The 18,928-nt window shown below is 56.5% G+C and carries 16 protein-coding genes; 4 read left to right on the top strand and 12 right to left on the bottom strand.

Annotation, left to right across the window (positions count from 1 at the left end):
• The first annotated feature begins 132 nt into the window (after positions 1 to 132).
• A complete protein-coding gene (locus tag C4S74_RS17070) occupies positions 133 to 1,026 on the top strand; it encodes an AraC family transcriptional regulator (protein WP_103996500.1) in 894 nt (297 codons plus the stop codon).
• 334 nt (positions 1,027 to 1,360) lie between these two features.
• Here the strand turns inward: C4S74_RS17070 and C4S74_RS17065 are convergent, their stop codons facing one another.
• From C4S74_RS17065 to C4S74_RS17025, 9 genes are all read right to left on the bottom strand, one after another.
• Complete coding sequence (locus C4S74_RS17065) at positions 1,361 to 2,002, bottom strand: hypothetical protein (protein ID WP_258042512.1); 642 nt, start codon at positions 2,000 to 2,002, stop codon at positions 1,361 to 1,363.
• Between the two features lie 162 nt (positions 2,003 to 2,164).
• Positions 2,165 to 3,025 carry an inositol monophosphatase family protein gene (locus C4S74_RS17060; RefSeq protein WP_103996498.1) on the bottom strand — a complete coding sequence of 287 codons (861 nt, stop codon included), beginning with the start codon at positions 3,023 to 3,025 and terminating at the stop codon, positions 2,165 to 2,167.
• A gap of 144 nt (positions 3,026 to 3,169) precedes the next feature.
• Positions 3,170 to 3,664 (bottom strand): peptidase S24, encoded by a 495-nt coding sequence (locus C4S74_RS17055; RefSeq protein WP_103996497.1) that lies wholly within the window; start codon positions 3,662 to 3,664, stop codon positions 3,170 to 3,172.
• Positions 3,664 to 4,491, bottom strand: a complete 828-nt coding sequence (locus C4S74_RS17050; protein WP_103996496.1) for a hypothetical protein — start codon at positions 4,489 to 4,491, stop codon at positions 3,664 to 3,666. Before C4S74_RS17050 ends, C4S74_RS17055 begins: the two co-directional genes overlap by 1 nt.
• A gap of 204 nt (positions 4,492 to 4,695) precedes the next feature.
• The gene (gene fabI / locus C4S74_RS17045; RefSeq protein WP_009676877.1) at positions 4,696 to 5,472 is read right to left on the bottom strand and encodes an enoyl-ACP reductase FabI; all 777 of its coding nucleotides are present in this window, start codon (positions 5,470 to 5,472) and stop codon (positions 4,696 to 4,698) included.
• A 234-nt stretch (positions 5,473 to 5,706) separates the two neighbouring features.
• Positions 5,707 to 6,708, bottom strand: a complete 1,002-nt coding sequence (uvsE, locus tag C4S74_RS17040; protein ID WP_103996495.1) for a UV DNA damage repair endonuclease UvsE — start codon at positions 6,706 to 6,708, stop codon at positions 5,707 to 5,709.
• A 277-nt stretch (positions 6,709 to 6,985) separates the two neighbouring features.
• Positions 6,986 to 7,309 (bottom strand): hypothetical protein, encoded by a 324-nt coding sequence (locus tag C4S74_RS17035; RefSeq protein WP_103996494.1) that lies wholly within the window; start codon positions 7,307 to 7,309, stop codon positions 6,986 to 6,988.
• Positions 7,310 to 7,480: 171 nt separating this feature from the next.
• Complete coding sequence (locus C4S74_RS17030; protein WP_103996493.1) at positions 7,481 to 8,620, bottom strand: D-alanine--D-alanine ligase; 1,140 nt, start codon at positions 8,618 to 8,620, stop codon at positions 7,481 to 7,483.
• A gap of 32 nt (positions 8,621 to 8,652) precedes the next feature.
• Positions 8,653 to 9,675, bottom strand: coding sequence for an amidase domain-containing protein (locus tag C4S74_RS17025; RefSeq protein ID WP_103996492.1), 1,023 nt, complete (start codon positions 9,673 to 9,675; stop codon positions 8,653 to 8,655).
• Positions 9,676 to 9,944: 269 nt separating this feature from the next.
• On the opposite strand from C4S74_RS17025, the gene acnA reads away from it, so the two are divergent.
• A complete protein-coding gene (acnA, locus tag C4S74_RS17020; protein ID WP_103996491.1) occupies positions 9,945 to 12,659 on the top strand; it encodes an aconitate hydratase AcnA in 2,715 nt (904 codons plus the stop codon).
• 264 nt (positions 12,660 to 12,923) lie between these two features.
• Here the strand turns inward: acnA and C4S74_RS17015 are convergent, their stop codons facing one another.
• From C4S74_RS17015 to C4S74_RS17005, 3 genes are all read right to left on the bottom strand, one after another.
• Positions 12,924 to 13,127 (bottom strand): DUF1272 domain-containing protein, encoded by a 204-nt coding sequence (locus C4S74_RS17015; RefSeq protein ID WP_103996490.1) that lies wholly within the window; start codon positions 13,125 to 13,127, stop codon positions 12,924 to 12,926.
• Between the two features lie 333 nt (positions 13,128 to 13,460).
• Positions 13,461 to 14,375 carry a cation diffusion facilitator family transporter gene (locus tag C4S74_RS17010; RefSeq protein ID WP_103996489.1) on the bottom strand — a complete coding sequence of 305 codons (915 nt, stop codon included), beginning with the start codon at positions 14,373 to 14,375 and terminating at the stop codon, positions 13,461 to 13,463.
• Positions 14,376 to 14,881: 506 nt separating this feature from the next.
• A complete protein-coding gene (locus C4S74_RS17005; protein ID WP_103996488.1) occupies positions 14,882 to 15,622 on the bottom strand; it encodes an IclR family transcriptional regulator in 741 nt (246 codons plus the stop codon).
• A gap of 296 nt (positions 15,623 to 15,918) precedes the next feature.
• Between C4S74_RS17005 and C4S74_RS17000 the strand changes: the two genes are divergently transcribed.
• Positions 15,919 to 16,932 (top strand): alpha/beta hydrolase, encoded by a 1,014-nt coding sequence (locus tag C4S74_RS17000; RefSeq protein WP_103996487.1) that lies wholly within the window; start codon positions 15,919 to 15,921, stop codon positions 16,930 to 16,932.
• A gap of 68 nt (positions 16,933 to 17,000) precedes the next feature.
• Complete coding sequence (locus C4S74_RS16995; RefSeq protein WP_103996486.1) at positions 17,001 to 18,800, top strand: Fe-Mn family superoxide dismutase; 1,800 nt, start codon at positions 17,001 to 17,003, stop codon at positions 18,798 to 18,800.
• Positions 18,801 to 18,928 lie beyond the last annotated feature (128 nt).

Raw genomic sequence — 18,928 nt, 5'->3', positions numbered from 1 at the left:
GGAAGGGAAATGCTTCCCTCCGTTTAAAAAACCTCTCCTTCTATTGATACCATACCTCGTTTATAATGAGAATGAATGATCTACGCGGAACATGAACTATTTTGCTAAATTATCAAAAAGGAACGATGCCTCGTGACAGGAATTCAGGACCCGGCGTCAGCCGTAAAAGATGAGGTCCATATTTTGTCCGCCGGTTATTCGGTGCACCGCAAGCCTTTCGTCTCCAATCAGCGGGACGGAATCCAATACTATCTGCTGCGTCTTCAGACGGAAGGCACCTGTCAAGTTTGGCAGGAAGGCCGCTACGTAACCGCAGAGCCGGGCGATCTTCTGCTGTACCGCCCCGGAGACGCCTATGAGCTTCGCATCGGCAGCCAGCATGAAACTTCGCCGCCGGAGGCCGGTACCGTGTACAGCGGCGATTATTATCTGATGTGCAGCGGAAGCTGGATGGATGCCTGGTGGGAGCGGTTTAAAAGACCCGGCATCATCCGGGTCGGCCTCGACGACAGCTGGCTGAACGTCTGGCGGGAAATTTTCCGCGAACGCCGCCGGCTGCACGATAATCTGCAAGAGATCGGCGACTATCTCGTTCGCGTGCTCTGCCTGTCGCTGGACCGCGTCATCGGCGATCTTACGGATCTGGGGTCGTTTCCCCAGAAGCCGCGCTTCTCTTATATGGTCCAGCGGATGAAAACGTACATCGAGCAGAACGCCTCGGAAGCTTTCACGCTGCAGGATCTGGCCGACCACGTCGGACTAAGCACCTCGCGCGCGGGTCACCTGTTCCGCGAAACGTTCGGCCAGTCCGTCATGGATTACGCCATCGAAGTGCGGATCTCGATGGCATGCGAGCGCATCCGCTTCGGTGCGATGACGCTGGAGCAGGCTGCGGAGTCCTGCGGCTTCCACAGCTACTCCTACTTCCACCGGACCTTCCGGGCGCGGATGGGCCTCTCTCCCCGCGAATACCGCGACGGCAAGCTCGGCAGCCTGGAGACGCCTCAGGAGCACGGCGTGACTTGAGACGCGGAAACAGGCTGCTGCGCTTTGAAGCCGGACGGGGGTGTCTTGTAGGTATGACCGCTTCGTCTGCATCTACCGCGCAGCGCCGTACCGCCCGAAACGGCCGCCAAACAAAAACAGCCCTTGTCCTCTCCCGGACAAGGGCTGTTTTCCTGCTGCGCCGAAACGGCATTTTGTATGTTTCTGCGGCATCTCCAAGCAACGCATCAAAAGCCGCGCTCCACATCGGAGCCTCATGTATCATGCTCCTGCGGATACACGGCAAGCCGCTCACTCCACCCCGCTCCTGCGCGGCGTAGACCCGCTCGCCTTCCCCGAACGGCTCGGCGGCAGGTTAAGGAGCGACTTTCACCGCTTTGACCCAGCTGACGTCTTTACCCCATTTTTTCTCGTGATAGGAGAAAAGAATATAGGTGCGGCCGTCCTTCGGATCGGTTCCCGAACCGGCTCCGGTCGCCGCTTCCGCATCCTTGGCGTAGTAGCGCACCTTCGCCGGGAAAGTCTCGCCGGTGTAGACGAATCCGCCGGACATGCCCGCTTTCTTCGCTTCGTCTTCGTTCGTCGACGCGCCCGTCAGCCGCTCGATCATTTCCAGCGCACGCGGCATCGTCACGTTATCGGCGCCGAAGGCGTAGCTCTCCGTCTTCTGGCCTTTGGCGAGCGAATCGGGCGCGGGCTCCCAAGCGGCCACGGTGCCGTTCTGCACGTAAGGATACACCTTGTAGCTGTATCCTTCCTGATTCAGCGCTTTACCCCCGGTGCTCTCCAGCTCTACCTCGACCACGGTGGCATAGGCCGCGGCTGCAGATGCCTGGGAAGGCACCTCGGCAGGCTTCTCCGCCGCAGGCACGACCCGCGCCCGGAGCTTAATGTCCTCGGGCGCCAGCGTCGGATCTATGTTGAAACGGATCACCGCATATATCCCGGCAGCCAGACACAACAAAATGAGCCCGATCAGCCATTTTTTTCTTTTCATCCGTTTCCCTCCGTTTCTCTCTTTGTCCATGTTACTTCCTCCACGCAAAAAAAACAAACCCCGAAGTAACCTTCGGGGCCTCGGGCCTAAGCCTTGGCATTTCCTTGCGTCCCGGTACCTAAACAGGTCCCGCGGCACCTCCATTCAACAAGTCCGAAAAGCCTATAACCCCGTAGCGCCGGCCTGCTGAAGCTCGTTTTGCAGCTCGTCGTGAATGAGACCGTTTGTCGCCATCACATTGCGTACGCCAAGCGTATAAGGCTGTCCCGCCGTATCGGTGACCCGGCCGCCCGATTCCCGGACGAGCAGCGCGCCCGCCGCTATATCCCAGGCATTCAGCCCGATTTCGTAAAAGCCCGACAGACGGCCCGCCGCCACGTAAGCCAGATGCAGCGCCGCCGAACCCGCATTGCGGAAATTCCGCACCTTCGGCATGAGAGCGTTGATACCGGCCAGGTTGACCGGCAGAGCGCCTTCGCGGTCGGCCGGGAAACCCGTTCCGAGCAGGCTTTCGGACAGCGCCGCTTCACCGGACACGCCAAGCTTGGCGGCCTTCAGGTAAGCGCCCTTGCCTTTTTCCGCCACAAACAGCTCGTCGCGCATGGGATCGTAGACCACGCCCACAATCACTTCGCCTTTGTAAGCAAGCGCAATGGACACGCTGAAGAACGGAAATCCATGTATAAAGTTCGTCGTACCGTCGATAGGATCGACGATCCATAAGTATTCGGCATCGCTTACGTTTTCCAGGGCGGCCGCCGACGCTTCGGGTCCCGGCTCCACGCCTTCCTCGCCGAGAAACGCGTGATGAGGAAAATGCGTCATAATCAGATTACGGATCATTTTCTCCGATCCCTTGTCCACTTCCGTTACAAGATCGTGGGAGGAATACTTCACATCGACCCGGCGGATTTCTCCTACCCGGCTCTTAATCCATTCGCCCGCCTTCGCGGCGGTATTGATAGCGACGGCCGTAAAGCTTTTGCCGCCGACACGGTAAGGTTCCTGATTTACAGTCGTCATTGGATATCACTCTTTTCTCTCGCAATCTAGTATAGTTCTAGTATAGTAAATGAAACGAATTCCGTGCCACATCGTTTCACCCAAATTTCCTCGTAGGATCTGCCAAAAAAATAAAGCCGCAGGCGCGGCGCATTCATCCACCGGTCAATTTCCCTGCCCGCGGAGCCTTCTCGCATAACGCGATGCCAGACGGAACGCCCGTGACAGTGCCGGAAAAGCCGTCATGATCCGGCCCCAGATCCGGAAGCCCGGCGACAGCCTCGACGATACGCGGCCGTCCCGGTTTACCGTCTCCAGCCGGGCCAGCACTTTGGCCGCGGGCACAGGCGGATCGAAGCCGATGTTCGCGTCTCCTTTGCAGAGCAGCGGGGCCTGCGCCCCTGCTCCTCCCCGCCGGATCAGGCGGTGGGCGATAAGCCCGCCCTCTTCTCCTTCGAAGAGGACGATATCGCCCCTCCGGAGATCCGCGGCCGCCACCGGCACGAACGTGCAGACACTGCCCTCGCGGATCAGCGGAAGCATGCTCGTGCCGCGCGAAGGAATCTCCACGCGTCCTTTAAGCTCCAGAGCGCGCCGCACGACAAGCGCCTCCGCTCCGAGCCCTCCGCTTCCGCTGCGCCTGTACGCTCCCCGGTCCATCAGACGCCGGCCTTCCGGGGAGCGATGACATTCCAGAAGAGGTCGTTCTTCTGGAAGAAAAGCTCGCGGACCGGCACCCGCTCCAGGAAGCGCGTGCACAGCTGCATCACCGCGCGTGTCTCCTCGGCCCCCGTCGTCCAGAAGAAAACCTGGCTCATGACGATCGGCAGGGCATCCGATGCTTTCATCGGCTCCGTCCGAACTTCCTCCGACTGTCTGAGCACGTACATCCCCTCCAGCGGAGCGGCCGGAATGCCCTCGCCGATATCCCAACGCGAATCGCTGCGGAAAGGCGAGTTGTACGCCAGCGCTTCCGCTCTGCCGCCCGGTCCCGCTTCGGGGAGCCCGATCACCGTCGCTTCGTCGCTGAGCAGGACACGCGGCCTGGACAGCAGCGCGGCCGTTGATTTGCCCGCTCCCGACGGCCCGGCGAACAAATAGCCCCTGCCGTCCTGAACGGCGCACGAAGAATGCATGAGCAGGCCCAGCCCGTTGCGGATGAGGAAAGCGCTGTAGACGTTCATCAGCGCATGCTTCAGCGCGAACTCGTCCTGCACCTCCACGGAAGCCGACTTAAGGTCCTCGTCCGCTTCGATCCGGTAATCGGCCCGTGTATAAATAACCCTGCCGCCGCGCTTCTCCGCGGCAACGTCGAAATCAACGAACGGCACGCCGTAGCCGCCCTTTATATTCAGCCGCAGACGCGGTTCTTCCCCGTCGTCTCCGAAGCTTCTGTCAAATGATTCTCTCAACCACTCGCCGAGCACCGGAGAATCCGTTTCAATGCCGATCCGCTCATTTCCGATCCGGGTCAAAAAACGTGTCATGGAAGGCCCTCTCTTTTTGCAAAATAAGCTTGATTTTCATAAATTTTACCTGATATCGGACCGCTTCACAACAACAAAAAGCACAAAAACCCCGGAGGCGGCGCACACCTTTCCATTTTCTCAAGGTGCAACCGCCCGAAGGGGTTTTCATGTATGTATAAAGTTGCCATTTCGGAAGGACTATTCCTTGCAGGCCGCGCGGTTTTACGCGCCTACGATGTTGTAACCGCCGTCTACGTGAATAATTTCGCCGGTAATGCCGCGGGACAGATGGCTCATCAGGAACATGGCCGTATCGCCCACTTCCGCCGTTTCCGTCGTTTTGCGCAGCGGCGCTTTTTCTTCCACCTGATGCAGGATGGAGTTGAAATCTTTAATGCCTTTCGCGGCGAGGGTACGGATCGGACCGGCCGAAATGCCGTTCACGCGGATACCGTGCTGGCCAAGATCGGCCGCCAGGTAACGTACGCTTGCTTCCAGCGCAGCTTTGGCCACGCCCATCACGTTGTAGTTGCGCATTACGCGTTCCGCGCCAAGGTAGGTCATCGTCATGATGCTGCCGCCCTCCGTCATAAGCGGATACATATGCTTCGATACGGCAACCAGCGAGAATGCGCTGATGTCCTGTGCCAGAGCGTAGCCGTCGCGGGACGTATCCACGAACATGCCTTCCAGCTCTTCCGTGCGTGCGAACGCGATGCTGTGTACCACTCCGTGCAGAACGCCGAACTCGCCTTTGAGCGTATCAGCCAGGCGTACAAGATCCTCGTCAACCGTTACGTTGCAGGGCAAAATAAGCGAATCCGGAATATTACCGGCCAATTTGCGTACACGCTCTTCTACACGCTCGCTCTCATAAGTAAATGCGAGGCGCGCGCCTTGAGCCGCCAAAGATTGCGCAATCGCCCAGGCGATGCTGCGGTCGTTGGCAACCCCCATAACCAGAATGTTCTTGCCGTTCAATAAACCCGATGTCGTCATTCGACAATCTCCTCTCGGTTCGAAATTGGACAATCCTTCACTTTAACAAGGTACCCCATTTGACCCGCAAAGACAAGAAGAACAGGGCAAAAACATGCGGCTTTGCCTGATAACGGGGATATTCCGGAGATTATTGCGGGTTTAACCCGAAAAACACAGCCTATGTGGGCCATAATCTCGCAGAGTCCGCTTCCCTTGCCCTCGCAGCTCTTGGCACAGCTCTTGGCGCGATCCCTACGTAACGTTTATTTGCACGGAAGCCTCCGTGAGCACTTCCACGTCTTTTTCCCGCTCCAAATCCTTCATCAGACGAAAAAGGGCGGCATCCTTCATCTTGGCTTCAATCATAACGTCGAGCCGCGGAGTGATTCCGGCAATGCCCCTGAAAAATTCCAGCAAAGGCCCGGCTTCCACATAATCCGCATGGCTGCGGATGTCTTTATCGTTCTTGGGGCTCGACACATGGATTTTGGGCGGCAGCGGCTGGTCCGCGCTATCCGGGAGAGAGACGCATAGCTGACCTTCCCACGTCGCCTGTATCCGGGGCCACAGCTCCAGAATGTCCTCCCCCTCGTTGTTCACTTGATGATGATGGACATCGAGCACCATAGGCACGCCGACCTTCTCGCAGATTTCCAGCGTTTCCCGGGCGGTGAACGTCTTGTCGTCGTTCTCCAAAGTAAGACGGCGGCGGGCTTTTTCGTTCAAATCGGCAAAATGAGCCAGAAACCGCTTGGCCGCTTTCGGTTTGTCTCCGTAAGTTCCGCCTACGTGGATATTGAGCTTGGCGTCTTCTCCCAGTCCCATCGCCTCCAACATGGCCGCATGACGTTCCAGGTCCGCATAAGACTTGAGCAGGACATCTTTGCGCGGTGTACTGAGCACCGTAAAGTGATCGGGATGGAAGCTCGTCCGCATTCCGTGCAGCTTGGCGTACTCCCCTACCTCTTTAAATTCTTCGGCAAGAGCCGGAATAGGGTCCCAGTCTCCCAGCATTTCATGACCCAGCAGGGGAATCAGTTTGGACGAATAGCGGTAAACCTTGATATCGTAAGCGCGGTTATGCCTGAGAAGCCGGAGCGTATTGTGCAGGTTCTCGGCTCCTATTCGCTCCAGCTTGCGCACAGCCGCCTCCCGGTCATTCAACTGGCTGAACAGTGTTGCCGTCATCGTCTTGGACGGGGACGCATTCTTCACTTCCGTGGACATCGCCACATACCCCAAGCGTACGATCATGGCCGTTGGTCACATCCTTGCTCCTGATTGGTCTTTACTGATAAGATGCCCAGAATAAAAGGCTCCTATATTTATGAATGCAAAATTTTAACGATCTGAAATTTCAGCGGCCCAAAATAAAAAAGCAGCCGTTTTCTCAACCGGGGCCGAGATCAAAGCTGCTTTCCATATTCACGGTATAAGTGGATGAAACGGGCAGGGAATAGGGCTCTAGGGCGCATTCCCCTCGGACGTTTTCTCCGTTCCCTAACGCATTGTCCGAAAACCGCCCGCCTTTTTATTTGCTTCCCTGTTCGCCGAAAAACATCTCGTGGGCCAGCGCCGTCTGCACGCGCGCCTCTTCCTCGGTCAGCTTGCGTACCAGATCCATCTCCACAAGGGTCACTTCATCCCCCTGGAAAGTGATCTCCGCAATGGAAGCGCTGATCTTTACGATAGCCACCGCCTCGTTGGCGGGTGAATAGGCGATTACTTTCTGGCCGGTCGGATACACGCGGAACCCGCTTTTGCGCATTTTGCAGCGCCCATATTCCAACAGCTCGTACAGTTCCTGCTCGGATTTGAATTTGCATACGGAATTAAATTCGGTCTGAAAGCCCATAGCGCCCTCCCGGCTGATCGGAATAGTAGTCATTTCTACAAAACAAAACGCATGGAGGAAAGCCGCTCTCACGTCCTCGCCGGCCCGGATTAGCCTCCCGGTCCGCGGGGTTGTACCCGCGGACGGCAGCCTGCTCCCCCGCCATGCGCTGATCGGTGTCCGGCAATGCCGTTACTCCGCCGTATACTTGATTTGCTGTTTGGCCGCGTGGCGTTCAATGGCAAGCCGGATGAGATCGTCCAGCAGCTCCGCGTAAGGTTTGCCGGATTCCTTCCAGAGAAGGGGATACATGCTGAACGGGGTAAAGCCCGGCATGGTGTTGATCTCATTGATATAGATCTTCCCGTCCGTGCGGGTCAGGAAGAAATCGACGCGCGACAAGCCCGATCCGTCGATGGACTGGAACGCCTGTATGGCGAGTTCCTGAATCTGCGCGGCGGTTTCTTCCGGCAGGTCCGCCGGAATGACCATCGTCGATTTGCCGTCGACGTATTTAGCCTTGTAGTCGTAGAACTCGCTGGAAGACACGATCTCGCCCGGAACGGAGGCCAGAGGCTCTTCATTGCCGAGAATGGCAACTTCAATCTCCCGGGCGTCCACGAATTCTTCCACAATCACCTTCCGGTCAAACTGGAAGGCGTATTCTACCGCTTCGATCAGCTCCTGCCGGTTGCGGGCTTTGGAAATTCCTACGCTCGAACCCAGGTTGGCCGGCTTGATGAAGCACGGGTAGCCGATGGAAATCTCGGTTTCCATCAGGAAGAACGGCTGGTCCTTCTCCCATTGGGAGCGGGTGAAGTGCCGGTACACGCATTGAGGAAGCCCCTCCTGCGCGAACATTTTCTTCATGGCGACTTTGTCCATTCCGACGGCCGAAGCGAGCACGCCCGCTCCCACATACGGAATGTTCGCCATCTCCAGCAGCCCCTGGATGGTACCGTCCTCTCCGAAGGTACCGTGCAGCAGGGGCAGCACGACATCGACAGCGTCCGCACCGGCGGCTTCGCCCGCAGCGGCCACTTCGGACAGAACGCCGCCCGCCTGGCTCGTAAGACCGGAGAAGAAAGGAGCCAGGGCCGTACCTGCCGCTTCACCTTCCGAAGCGTCGAACGCGAGCAGCTCCTTGCGCTCGACCCGGCCGTTCAGAGCCGCTCCCCGGCGCCATTCCCCCTGCTTTGTAATATAGAAAGGCGTAATTTCATACTTCGATACATCCAATGCTCCAATGACGGCATGCGCGGTTTGCAAAGATACCTCATGCTCCCCGGATTTACCGCCATAGATCAGTCCTATCCGCAATTTCCGGCTCATGTTTCCCCTCCGCCTGATTCCATAATCTGTATTTATCCATCCATTTCATCCGAAACACGGACAAAGGCATACCGGGTTTTATCCGTCCACGCGTACGAGTCCTTATAATCCCAGTAGCGGTGCTTGCTGCTGACGGTATGCGCGTTAACGAGCGGCATGCCGCTCGCATCCAGTGCGGTTACGAAGGTATTGTGCTGAAACCGTCCGTCGCCGTCCCAGTCATAGCTGATAAAATCGCCCGGCCTTAGTTCGGCGGCCGAGGAAACGAGCGTTCCGCTCAGTCCTCTGCGGGAAGCGGGCACATGAAGCTGAAGAGCCTGGGCGACCGCCCAGCTGTAACTCCAGAGCTCACGGCTGCCCTGCTTGCCGGCGTACCACCAGCCGGCGCCTCTTTTCCCAGTATAGTTCATCGGTGTCCCCCCTGCAAAGAGACATTGGGAGACGTAGCTTGTGCAGTCCACTTCGAATTCAATAAAAGCCGGATTGTACCGGTTCCACCAGGTGTCCGCATACTTGACGGCTTTGCCGCGGTCATAAAGCTTCTTCCGGGTTTCGGGGTAAGTTCCGACATGGTTCAGTATACTATAATTCAGGTAGGGCTGCGACGAAGAGATTTCACCTTCGGGCGTGTAAATTCCTTCCTCCGCCAGCCAGGAGTACGGCTGTCTCGTTTTTTCCCGCTCGCTCTCCCGGGCGGAAATCCGCGCAATCTTCCAGCGCGTTCCCCTTCGGATCAAGCCTACCCGCTCCCGGATGACGATGCCTTCGTTTCGTTCCCTGCCCCCTTGTTCGTAAAAAAACTGCCGCTGGCATTCAACATCCGCGGTAACGCCTTCCTCGTGTTCATGCACGTGCTGAAGCTTGAGCCGCATCTCTCCCCGCAGCGCCTTAATCCCTCGTTCCTTGCGGCTTTCGGTCAGCCGGTTGTACCGGGCGTCGGTTTCACGGCTGAACTCTTCGTCTTCCACAACGTTTGCCAGCACTCCGGCCGACGCTTCCGTTTCCGCCGTATTGCGTGCGTGCAGATAATCGTACAGCGCTGTTTTCCAGGACATGCCTTTACCTCCCGAGAGCCTACGGTCCGTTGCGGGGACCGGCTTTATACGCATCGTTCATACGCATGGATATTCGCTTAAATATATGAAAAATTTCAAATAAAAATGAGTCATTTTATTCTTTACGCGGCAGGGGGAACACGGTATACTAAGGATATAGCGAAATATGAAATTGAGTTTCATCAGATGAAACACCAACAACCATCCAAACGTAAGACCCGGACAAATTTCAAATTCGCCATTTCAAAGATCACAAGGGAGGCTTTGCAATGCCGCAAAAAGACGCTTTTAACGTACGCAAGCAGCTGACGGTAGGCGGTAAATCGTACCACTATTACAGCCTGCAGGATCTTCAGCAGCAGTTCGCCGGAATTTCCAAACTGCCTTTCTCCATTAAAGTTCTCCTTGAAGCCGCGATCCGCCAATACGACGGCCGCGCCATCACGGACGAACACGTAAAGCAAATCGCGACTTGGGGCGACGAGAACGCCGACCACAATAAAGAAATTCCTTTCATTCCTGCCCGTATCGTCCTGCAGGACTTTACCGGCGTACCGGTCGTAGTTGACCTCGCGGCAATGAGAGACACCGTTGCACGCGCAGGCGGAGACCCTAAACGCATCAACCCGCTCGTACCGGTTGACCTTGTAATCGACCACTCCGTTATGGTCGACGCTTTCGGTAACGGCATGGCGCTTGAAACCAACATGGAACTCGAATTCGAGCGTAATGAAGAGCGCTACCGCTTCCTGCGCTGGGCGCAAACCGCATTCGACAACTTCCGTGCGGTACCGCCGGCTACCGGTATCGTTCACCAGGTAAACCTGGAGTATCTCGCTTCCGTCGCGGCTACCAAAACGGTAGACGGCGAAACGACCGTATATCCGGACTCCCTGGTAGGTACCGACTCCCACACCACGATGATCAACGGTCTCGGTATCGTTGGCTGGGGCGTAGGCGGTATCGAAGCCGAAGCCGGCATGCTCGGACAGCCGCTTTACTTCGTAACTCCTGAAGTTATCGGCTTCAAGCTGACCGGCAAGCTTGCGGAAGGCGCAACGGCGACCGACCTTGCCCTCACCGTTACCCAAACGCTTCGTAAGAAAGGCGTTGTCGGCAAATTCGTCGAGTTCTTCGGTCCCGGCCTTGACGAACTCGTCCTGTCCGACCGTGCGACGGTTGCCAACATGGCTCCCGAGTACGGCGCGACCGTAGGTTTCTTCCCGGTTGACGACAGCACGCTGGAATACCTGAGAAACACAGGCCGCAGCGAAGAGCAGATCGCTCTCGTTGAAGCTTACTATAAAGCGCAAGGCATGTTCCGCACGAAAGACTCGGAAGATCCGATCTACTCCGATGTCATCGAAATCGACCTGTCCACCGTCGTACCGAGCCTTGCAGGTCCTAAGCGTCCTCAAGACCGCGTCGAGCTGACGGCGATGAAAGAATCCTTCAACGACATTCTGCGCACGCCGGTAGACAAAGGCGGATACGGACTGTCCGACGAGAAGATCGCAGAAGAAGTCGAAGTGAAATACGCGGACGGCAGAACAGCCAAAATGAGCACGGGCGCCGTTGTTATTGCAGCGATTACGAGCTGTACAAACACGTCCAACCCGAACGTAATGCTCGGCGCGGGACTTCTTGCGAAGAAAGCCGTAGAGCGCGGCCTGAAAACGCCGGCTTACGTGAAAACTTCCCTGACTCCGGGTTCCCTGGTCGTTACCGACTATCTGGAGAAAGCAGGCCTGCTTAAACCGCTTGAAGATCTCGGTTTCTTCGTAGCGGGTTACGGCTGTGCGACTTGTATCGGTAACTCCGGTCCGCTTCCGGACGAAGTGAGCCAAGCCGTTGCCGACAACGACATGACGGTCGCTGCCGTTCTGTCCGGTAACCGTAACTTCGAAGGCCGCGTTCACGCACAGGTTAAAGCGAACTATCTCGCTTCCCCGCCGCTGGTTGTCGCTTACGCGCTGGCAGGCAACGTGAACATCGACCTGACGAAAGATCCGATCGGCTATGGCACGAACAACGAGCCTGTCTACCTGAAAGACATCTGGCCGAGCAACAAAGAAATCGAGGAAGCTGTTGCGACAGCCGTTACGGCCGAAGCTTTCCGCGAGAAATATAAAGACGTGTTCCGTGCCAACGAGCGCTGGAACCAAATCGCGGTACCGGAAGGCGAACTGTACGAGTGGGACAAAAACTCCACTTACATTCAAGAGCCACCGTTCTTCCAAAACCTTGGCCAGTCCCTGGACGATATCAAAGACGTCCGCGGCGCCAAAACCCTTGCGCTTCTTGCCGACTCCGTTACGACGGACCATATCTCTCCTGCCGGTAACATCAAGGCAGACAGCCCTGCGGGCAAATACCTGATCGAGCATGGCGTGGACAAAAAAGACTTTAACTCCTACGGTTCCCGCCGTGGTAACCACGAAGTCATGATGCGCGGTACGTTCGCGAACATCCGCATCCGTAACCAAGTGGCTCCAGGCACCGAGGGCGGCGTAACGACTTACCTGCCGACAGGCGAAGTCATGTCTATCTACGACGCTTCGATGAACTATCAGGATAAAAATACTTCCCTCGTTGTTATCGCGGGTAAAGAGTACGGAACCGGAAGCTCCCGTGACTGGGCGGCTAAAGGTACGCTTCTGCTCGGCGTCAAAGCCGTTATCGCGGAAAGCTTCGAACGTATTCACCGCAGCAACCTGGTAGGTATGGGCGTACTTCCGCTGCAATTCCTTGAAGGTCAAGGCTGGAAAACGCTTGGTCTGACCGGCCGCGAAACGATCGAAATTACCGGCTTGTCCAACGATGTACAGCCAGGCGAGCAAGTAACCGTAACGGCTACCCGCGAAGACGGCACGTCGTTCGAATTCAAAGCTATTGTCCGTCTGGACAGCATGGTGGACGTGGATTACTACCGTAACGGCGGTATCCTGCAAACCGTACTTCGTCAAATGATGTACAACGCTTAATAGAAGCATGTAATAAAAGAGAGCCCCTCAGGGCTCTCTTTTTTTCTGTTTAAAATGCTGATTCTTTTCCTATAAGGCTCGGCGTCATTAATGCGGGTCCTTATCCTATATGGCTCGTATGGAACTAAAAAGAAGGCCCCGCTGCGACTCTTACTCTTATTTTGTACTTCTTACGTATTTACTTCTTACACTTACTTATCTCCTGAAACGTGCTTAATAATCAATTACCCTTACCTGCCTCTCACGCTTCCCTTCTTGTTCACTCTAACCCAGCGGACAAGCGGCTGCGGCGGTTAACGGTGCCCGCGGTCTCCGTACCAGTTCCCCCGAACAATTGGGACAGACATGTTTCCTCTCTTCGGTGCATGTTTTACAGAATGTGCACTCATGAATGCAAATGTAAGCTTCCGACCGGGCGTCCAGCGTGTGCCCGCAAATTTGACAATCCGTTTTCATGGCAAGACCCATATCCCTATCCCCTTTAGACGCGAAATTCGATCTCGATGCGATGATCTGACTTCAGTGTATAAAATAAAAGCCGCCCCATACAGGCATCTTCTAAAGCTTTTCGAGAGTTGTGGTCCTATAAATGTTAGTAAATGTCCGGATAAAACTTAAATTTTAAAATTCAGGCTTTTCCGCTTGCAAAACCCGCTTTATGCGGCATAAAAAAACGGCTTTTCCTTCCGCAGGAATGCCGTCTTTGTTCGCTTTTTAAATCGTCAAAATGAAAACCCGTAAACTCGCGTACCCGTCCGGCTGCCGCGCTTCCGGTTAGGACCATGGAGTAGAAAACCTCTCCTAAGAGTGGGTATCCTTATTATTTACGGCTTCATCCGGATACCAGGGATTCAGATGCACAAGCACCTCATCCACTTCGGGATGCTTGGCCCGGATCGCTTCTTTAATACTGCGCCCGATATCATGCCCCTGCTGAATGGTCAGCGTTCCCATAATACCGATCCGTGCATCCACGAGTATGTAATGGCCGTGTTCGCGGGCACGCAGCCGGTCGATGCGCTTGACGTCGGGGAACGACTCAATGATCTCCTTGTACTGCCGCAGCTTGGCGTCCTCGACATTCGTTTCCATCAAAATATTGACGGCTTCCGTCCCCATCGTATAAGCAAGCTTGATGACGAGGAAAGAGACGATAATTCCGGCTGCCGGATCACCGTAGGCCAAGAAAGGAATATCAAAATAGTCCCCCGCCAAGGCCAGGGCGATTCCTGCGGAAGCCGCAATGGAAGCATATACGTCAGCCAGATGATCGTAAGCCGTCGCAATAAGGCCTTTACTGTTTGCGGCTCGGCCCAGTCTCATCGTATACACGTACAGCCACTGCTTCCAGACCAGGGAAATCACCGCCGCGATCAGTGCAAGGATATGGGCTTCGCCCGGCGGCTCGAAAAGCGCCATAACCGCATGATACCCCATGTAGATTGCCGCGGCGCCCAGCAGAAGCGCGACGGCCCCCGAGCCGAGCACCTCCGCTTTGCCGTGCCCGTAAGGATGGTCGTGGTCGGCCGGGCGGTTGGAAATCCGCATGGAGCTGTATGCTGTGGCCGTGGCAATCACGTCCCCGGCATTATGTATTCCGTCTGCAATCAGAACCTGGCTGCCGAATAACCAGCCGACGGCCAGCTTGATACCCGTTAGGATGACATTGCTAATCAGGCTGATCCAGATCGCAACCATCGACTTGCGCTGTTCCATCAACCCGTCCCCTTCCGTTTGTTCCCATCTAGTATTGCCCCCGCGGTGGGATAAAATGCCTGCATGCGTTTCCCTCTATGGAATAGATGAAAAAAGAACCGCAAGGGCAAGCGAAGGCCAGCTGACACGGGCTCAGCTGGCCTTATGTATTTGTTACGCCGCCGCGGCGGGTTTGAAACAGCGGGCAGCACGAGAGCCCAATCCGAATCCGATTCCGCTCTCGTTCAGCGGCCTTTCGGCTGAAGAACGCTGCGGCAGTCAGTACAGGGTTGTTCTACGGTTGTTCTACAGCTCGTTTTCAGTTGCCTTGGCTGTTCTGGCTGTTCTGGCTGTTCTGGCTGTTCTGGCTGTTCTGGCTGTTCTGGCTGTTCTACAGCCATTTCGGATGTTTCGGCTCTTCTCCAGCCGTCTCCCGCTGATCTCCGGCAATCATCTCTGGTGCTTCTCCGGTACTCCCGGCCATCCTGCCTCGGATTGCCTCGTATGCCCGCACAACCGCCATGCCGCTATCTCAGCATGGTGCCCATCCGCCGGGCCGCCTCCATCACGACCGGAGCCTGCTCCAGCATGGCCTCCAGCGTGAGCCGGTTGGACGGCCCCGACACCGCCAGCGCGGCCACAAGCTTGCCCGCGCGGTTGAACACCGGAGCGGCGAGCGCCGCCGCTCCCGGTTCGCGCTCCTCGACGCTGGTGGCGTAGCCCGCCTTCCGCGTCTCATGAAGCTGCTGCAGGAACGGTTCCCGCGGGATGCCCGCAAGCTCGGCCTCCAGCATCGCCTGTTCCTGCACCTCCGCCTCGCCGAAGGCGAGAAGGACCTTGCTCGATGCCCCGACGAACAGGGGCATTCTTGCGCCGACCGGCGCGACCCGCCGGATCGCGTGGTTGCTCTGCACGGCCTGGACGCGCACCCGCTCCCGGCCGTCGCGCACGTACAGCGAGATCGTCTCGTTCACCTGATCGCGCAGGCGTTCCATCTCCGGCAGCAGGATCATGCCGGGATCGTCGCTCTGGGACATGTGCGCGGCAAGTTCCCAGATGCTGAAGCCGAGCCTGTATTTGTCTCCGTCGGATTCCCGCACAAGGAATCCCTTCGCCTCAAGAGACGCAAGGAGACGGTAAACCGTGCTTTTATGCAAAGAGACTTTGGATGAAATCTCCGTTAACGTCAGTTCGGTTGCGTCGGTATAACACAGGAGTACATCCAGTGCCCGTTCCACGGCGCGGACAGTCGATTTTGCTTCCTCCATCGGGTTTCACCACCGCCTATTTTTGTTTCACATAGTGAAACTCTGTTTCTTTTATTATACTTGATGAACCCCCGAAAGGCAAAGGAAAAAACCGCCCGGAAGCCTTGTATTACAGCGAGATTACAAGACAATTAACATTGTGTTGCACATATTGACGAAGCATGTAAGTTGACATAATATAAGAGTACCACGAGGTCCTTTTCAGAATATTTAGTTAATTATAAACCTTCTAATATTCAGGTTCCTACTAACTAAATTCTCCTACAAAGACCCATTCTCCAAAGGAGGGAACCTATATGAGCATGAATCCCGTTAACTCGACTCCCCTTCAACCCGCACCGCTGGATCATATTCCGGTTAAATCGATTTCGCGACGCAAGAAGGTTGTCCTGCTTTCCGTTCTCTGCTTCTTTGTGCTCTGTTCCAGTCTGATCCTCGGCTTCCACGGTTTTATCGCTTGGACCCTGGCCCGGCCTACCATTGCGCCGTTAAGCTCGAACCCTGCGAAAGCGGCCGGTCTGCCTTATCAGAATGTGACTTTTCCCAGCTCGAACGGCAGCAGCACTTTAAGCGGCTGGTACATTCCGACCGACCAAGCTTCCTCCCAGACGGTTATTTTCTCGCACGGGTACGGCGGCAACCGCGAAGAACTGTGGGTTCCCATCTATTCTCTTGCCAAAAAACTTCATGACAGCGGATACAACGTCCTGATGTTCGATTACGGCTATGTCCATCCCGAGAACGACCGCATCGTAACGGCGGGAATCCAGGAATCCAAAGAGCTTCTGGGCGCCGTTAATTATATTAAAAATAAAGGCTCCGAGCGCGTTTATGTATGGGGCTTCTCCATGGGAGCGGGCACCGCCCTCCAGGCCGCCCTGCAGACCAAGGATATCGACGGCATGATTCTGGACAGCACTTTCCTGCTCAATCCCGATACGCTTTATCATAATATGAAACAGTATGTAAATATTCCTAAATTCCCGTCGCTTCCTCTCGTCCGTGTATTTTTCCCGCTTCTGAACGGGGTTAACATGAACCAGATTCCGTATCAGGCCGTCACGACCCATGAATATCCGATGCCGATTTACTTCATTCATGGCGATGAAGACGAACGGGCTCCGCACGAAATTGCCGAAGGGGTTTATAAAAATCAGCAAAATGTGTTCACCAACTACTGGATGCTCCCTACGGGCAAGCATGAGCTGATCTACTCCGCAAAACCCGACGAATATATCACCCGTACCTTCGGGTTTCTGAAAACCATCTCCCGTCCCCAGCTTTCGGAATCCGGTTTCGTGGAAATGTAAGTAGAATAGGCCAATCCCTCCCTTGAATAAGAATAGGAATAACGCTGATTCCGGGGAGGTTAGTCCTGATGCTTTCGGTCTACGGCAGCTTGATGCCGCTTAGGATTTTAGAAGAAATCCGTTTCTGGAAAACCCAGGAGAAGGAACACACCGTCGTTATCCGTGAACTTGTCCCCACACTGGAGCCTGTCTATGTGCAGGCGCTCAAGGATTGGGAGGAAGTTTTCGCCAAGACGGAGGCCGCTGCCGTTCAATGGGTAGAATGGGCGATCCGTACGCAAAATCCCACCGATCCCTTCCTTCAGCAGCAGCTGCGGCAGCTGATCGACGTCTCCACCAAGCAGTCGGTTCAATTCATCGAATTTTTGCAAATCATTGAAAAAGAGAGCAAGCCCGTCAGCTCGAATCCCGTTATCAAAATCGTCATCGAGCACATTATCCGCGAGTCGGAGTATTTCCTCGGCACGCTCAAAGGGCTCGAGACCGCCCAGAAAGGCAGCCCGTACGGGCCGGGCAGCTGGGGCTTCGGCGTTCCCGGCCAATGGCCGCCCGGCGGACCTCCCGGCCTCGGCGGCTACGCGGGCCAAGCCGGTGACGGGCCGGGAGCTTTCGGAGCGCCCGGCAGTCCGGGACTTCCCGGAGCCCCGGGAAGCTGGGGCTCGCCCGGCTATTACGGGCCGGGCGGCGTAGTAGTCCCGCCCGGAGCAGGTCCGGGAGGCGGGCCGGGCTTCAGCGGCGGGCCAGCCTTCAATCCAGGCTCGCCAAGCACGTCCATCAGCGGAGCCGGCAGCTCGCTGAATGGCGTCAGCACGCCGGTGCAAGCCGGCGGCGGAGGGACCGGGCCGGGACAGTACGGGCTCTACAGTGTCCCCGTACCCGGTCACGATTCGGACGGTCCCGCACCCGTACCCGGAGGACTGCCGGGTTATTCCTCCGGCGGGCAGGGCCATTCCTCCGGCAGCTCGGGCTTCTCCGCCCCGCAGAAGGGCACATGGCCCGGCACAAGCGTGCCTCCCGGCTTCGGCGTCGGGGTGCCCGGACCTCCGGCGAGCTACACGCCGGGACCGTCCGCCTATCCCGGCGCGGGGATCGGGCCCGTCGGGCCGGATGGCCCCTGGGACATCCGCACGGAGGGTGACCGTCCGCCCATGAGCGATATGGCGGCGCAAAGCGGCGCAGCGCCTCCTCCGGCGCACACGGCCGGTCAAGGGCAGACCGCTCCGGCTCTGTCGCCCTACAAGCCCGTGCCGATAGGCGGGCATAAGCTGCCTCCCCTGCCGTACGCCTACAATGCTCTGGAGCCTCATATCGACGAGGCGACCATGCGCGAGCATCACGACAAGCATCACAAAACCTATGTCGATGATCTCAACAAGGCCGAGCAGATGCTCGCGAAAGCCCGCGACAGCGGCGACTTCGACCTCGTCAAGCACTGGGAGCGGGAGCTGGCGTTCAACGGTGCGGGCCATTACCTGCACACGATTTTCTGGAACATCATGAAGCCGAACGGCGGAGGGAAGGCTTACGGTCCGATTGCCGCCGAGATCAACAAATCGTTCGGCAGCTTCGACCGGTTCAAGAAGCAGTTCACCGAAGCCGCCAAGAAAGTGGAGGGCGGAGGCTGGGCCATTCTGGTCTGGAGCCCGCGCAGCCACCGGCTTGAAATTTTGCAGGCCGAAAAACACCAGAACTTGTCCCAATGGGACGTCATTCCCTTGCTGGTGCTCGACGTGTGGGAACACGCTTATTACCTCAAACATAAAAGCAACCGCCCCAAATACATCGAAGACTGGTGGAAAGTCGTCAACTGGGATCATGTCAACGAACGATTCGAACCCGCCAGCAAGCTCACCTGGCTTCCTTATTAAGCGGCAAAGGGGCTGCTGCCGGAGCCATTTTGATTTTATAGGCCCCGCTTCAAATCAACGATGCTATAAAAAAAGATCTCATCTCCACCTAAAGGTGGGTTTGAGATCTTTTTGCTTCCCAGTTTCCT

The organism is Paenibacillus sp. UNC499MF (genome assembly GCF_900107975.1).
In the GTDB taxonomy this organism is placed as follows: Bacteria; Bacillota; Bacilli; order Paenibacillales; family NBRC-103111; genus Paenibacillus_F.
This window is presented reverse-complemented; position numbering and strand designations above follow the sequence as displayed.

Coding starts and splice junctions, on each gene's coding strand:
- C4S74_RS17065 (WP_258042512.1), bottom strand. CDS start 2,002: ATGAAAAGAAAAAAATGGCTGATCGGGCTCATTTTGTTGTGTCTGGCT.
- C4S74_RS17060 (WP_103996498.1), bottom strand. CDS start 3,025: ATGACGACTGTAAATCAGGAACCTTACCGTGTCGGCGGCAAAAGCTTT.
- C4S74_RS17055 (WP_103996497.1), bottom strand. CDS start 3,664: ATGGACCGGGGAGCGTACAGGCGCAGCGGAAGCGGAGGGCTCGGAGCG.
- C4S74_RS17050 (WP_103996496.1), bottom strand. CDS start 4,491: ATGACACGTTTTTTGACCCGGATCGGAAATGAGCGGATCGGCATTGAA.
- fabI (WP_009676877.1), bottom strand. CDS start 5,472: ATGACGACATCGGGTTTATTGAACGGCAAGAACATTCTGGTTATGGGG.
- uvsE (WP_103996495.1), bottom strand. CDS start 6,708: ATGATCGTACGCTTGGGGTATGTGGCGATGTCCACGGAAGTGAAGAAT.
- C4S74_RS17035 (WP_103996494.1), bottom strand. CDS start 7,309: ATGGGCTTTCAGACCGAATTTAATTCCGTATGCAAATTCAAATCCGAG.
- C4S74_RS17030 (WP_103996493.1), bottom strand. CDS start 8,620: ATGAGCCGGAAATTGCGGATAGGACTGATCTATGGCGGTAAATCCGGG.
- C4S74_RS17025 (WP_103996492.1), bottom strand. CDS start 9,675: ATGTCCTGGAAAACAGCGCTGTACGATTATCTGCACGCACGCAATACG.
- acnA (WP_103996491.1), top strand. CDS start 9,945: ATGCCGCAAAAAGACGCTTTTAACGTACGCAAGCAGCTGACGGTAGGC.
- C4S74_RS17015 (WP_103996490.1), bottom strand. CDS start 13,127: ATGGGTCTTGCCATGAAAACGGATTGTCAAATTTGCGGGCACACGCTG.
- C4S74_RS17010 (WP_103996489.1), bottom strand. CDS start 14,375: ATGGAACAGCGCAAGTCGATGGTTGCGATCTGGATCAGCCTGATTAGC.
- C4S74_RS17005 (WP_103996488.1), bottom strand. CDS start 15,622: ATGGAGGAAGCAAAATCGACTGTCCGCGCCGTGGAACGGGCACTGGAT.
- C4S74_RS17000 (WP_103996487.1), top strand. CDS start 15,919: ATGAGCATGAATCCCGTTAACTCGACTCCCCTTCAACCCGCACCGCTG.
- C4S74_RS16995 (WP_103996486.1), top strand. CDS start 17,001: ATGCTTTCGGTCTACGGCAGCTTGATGCCGCTTAGGATTTTAGAAGAA.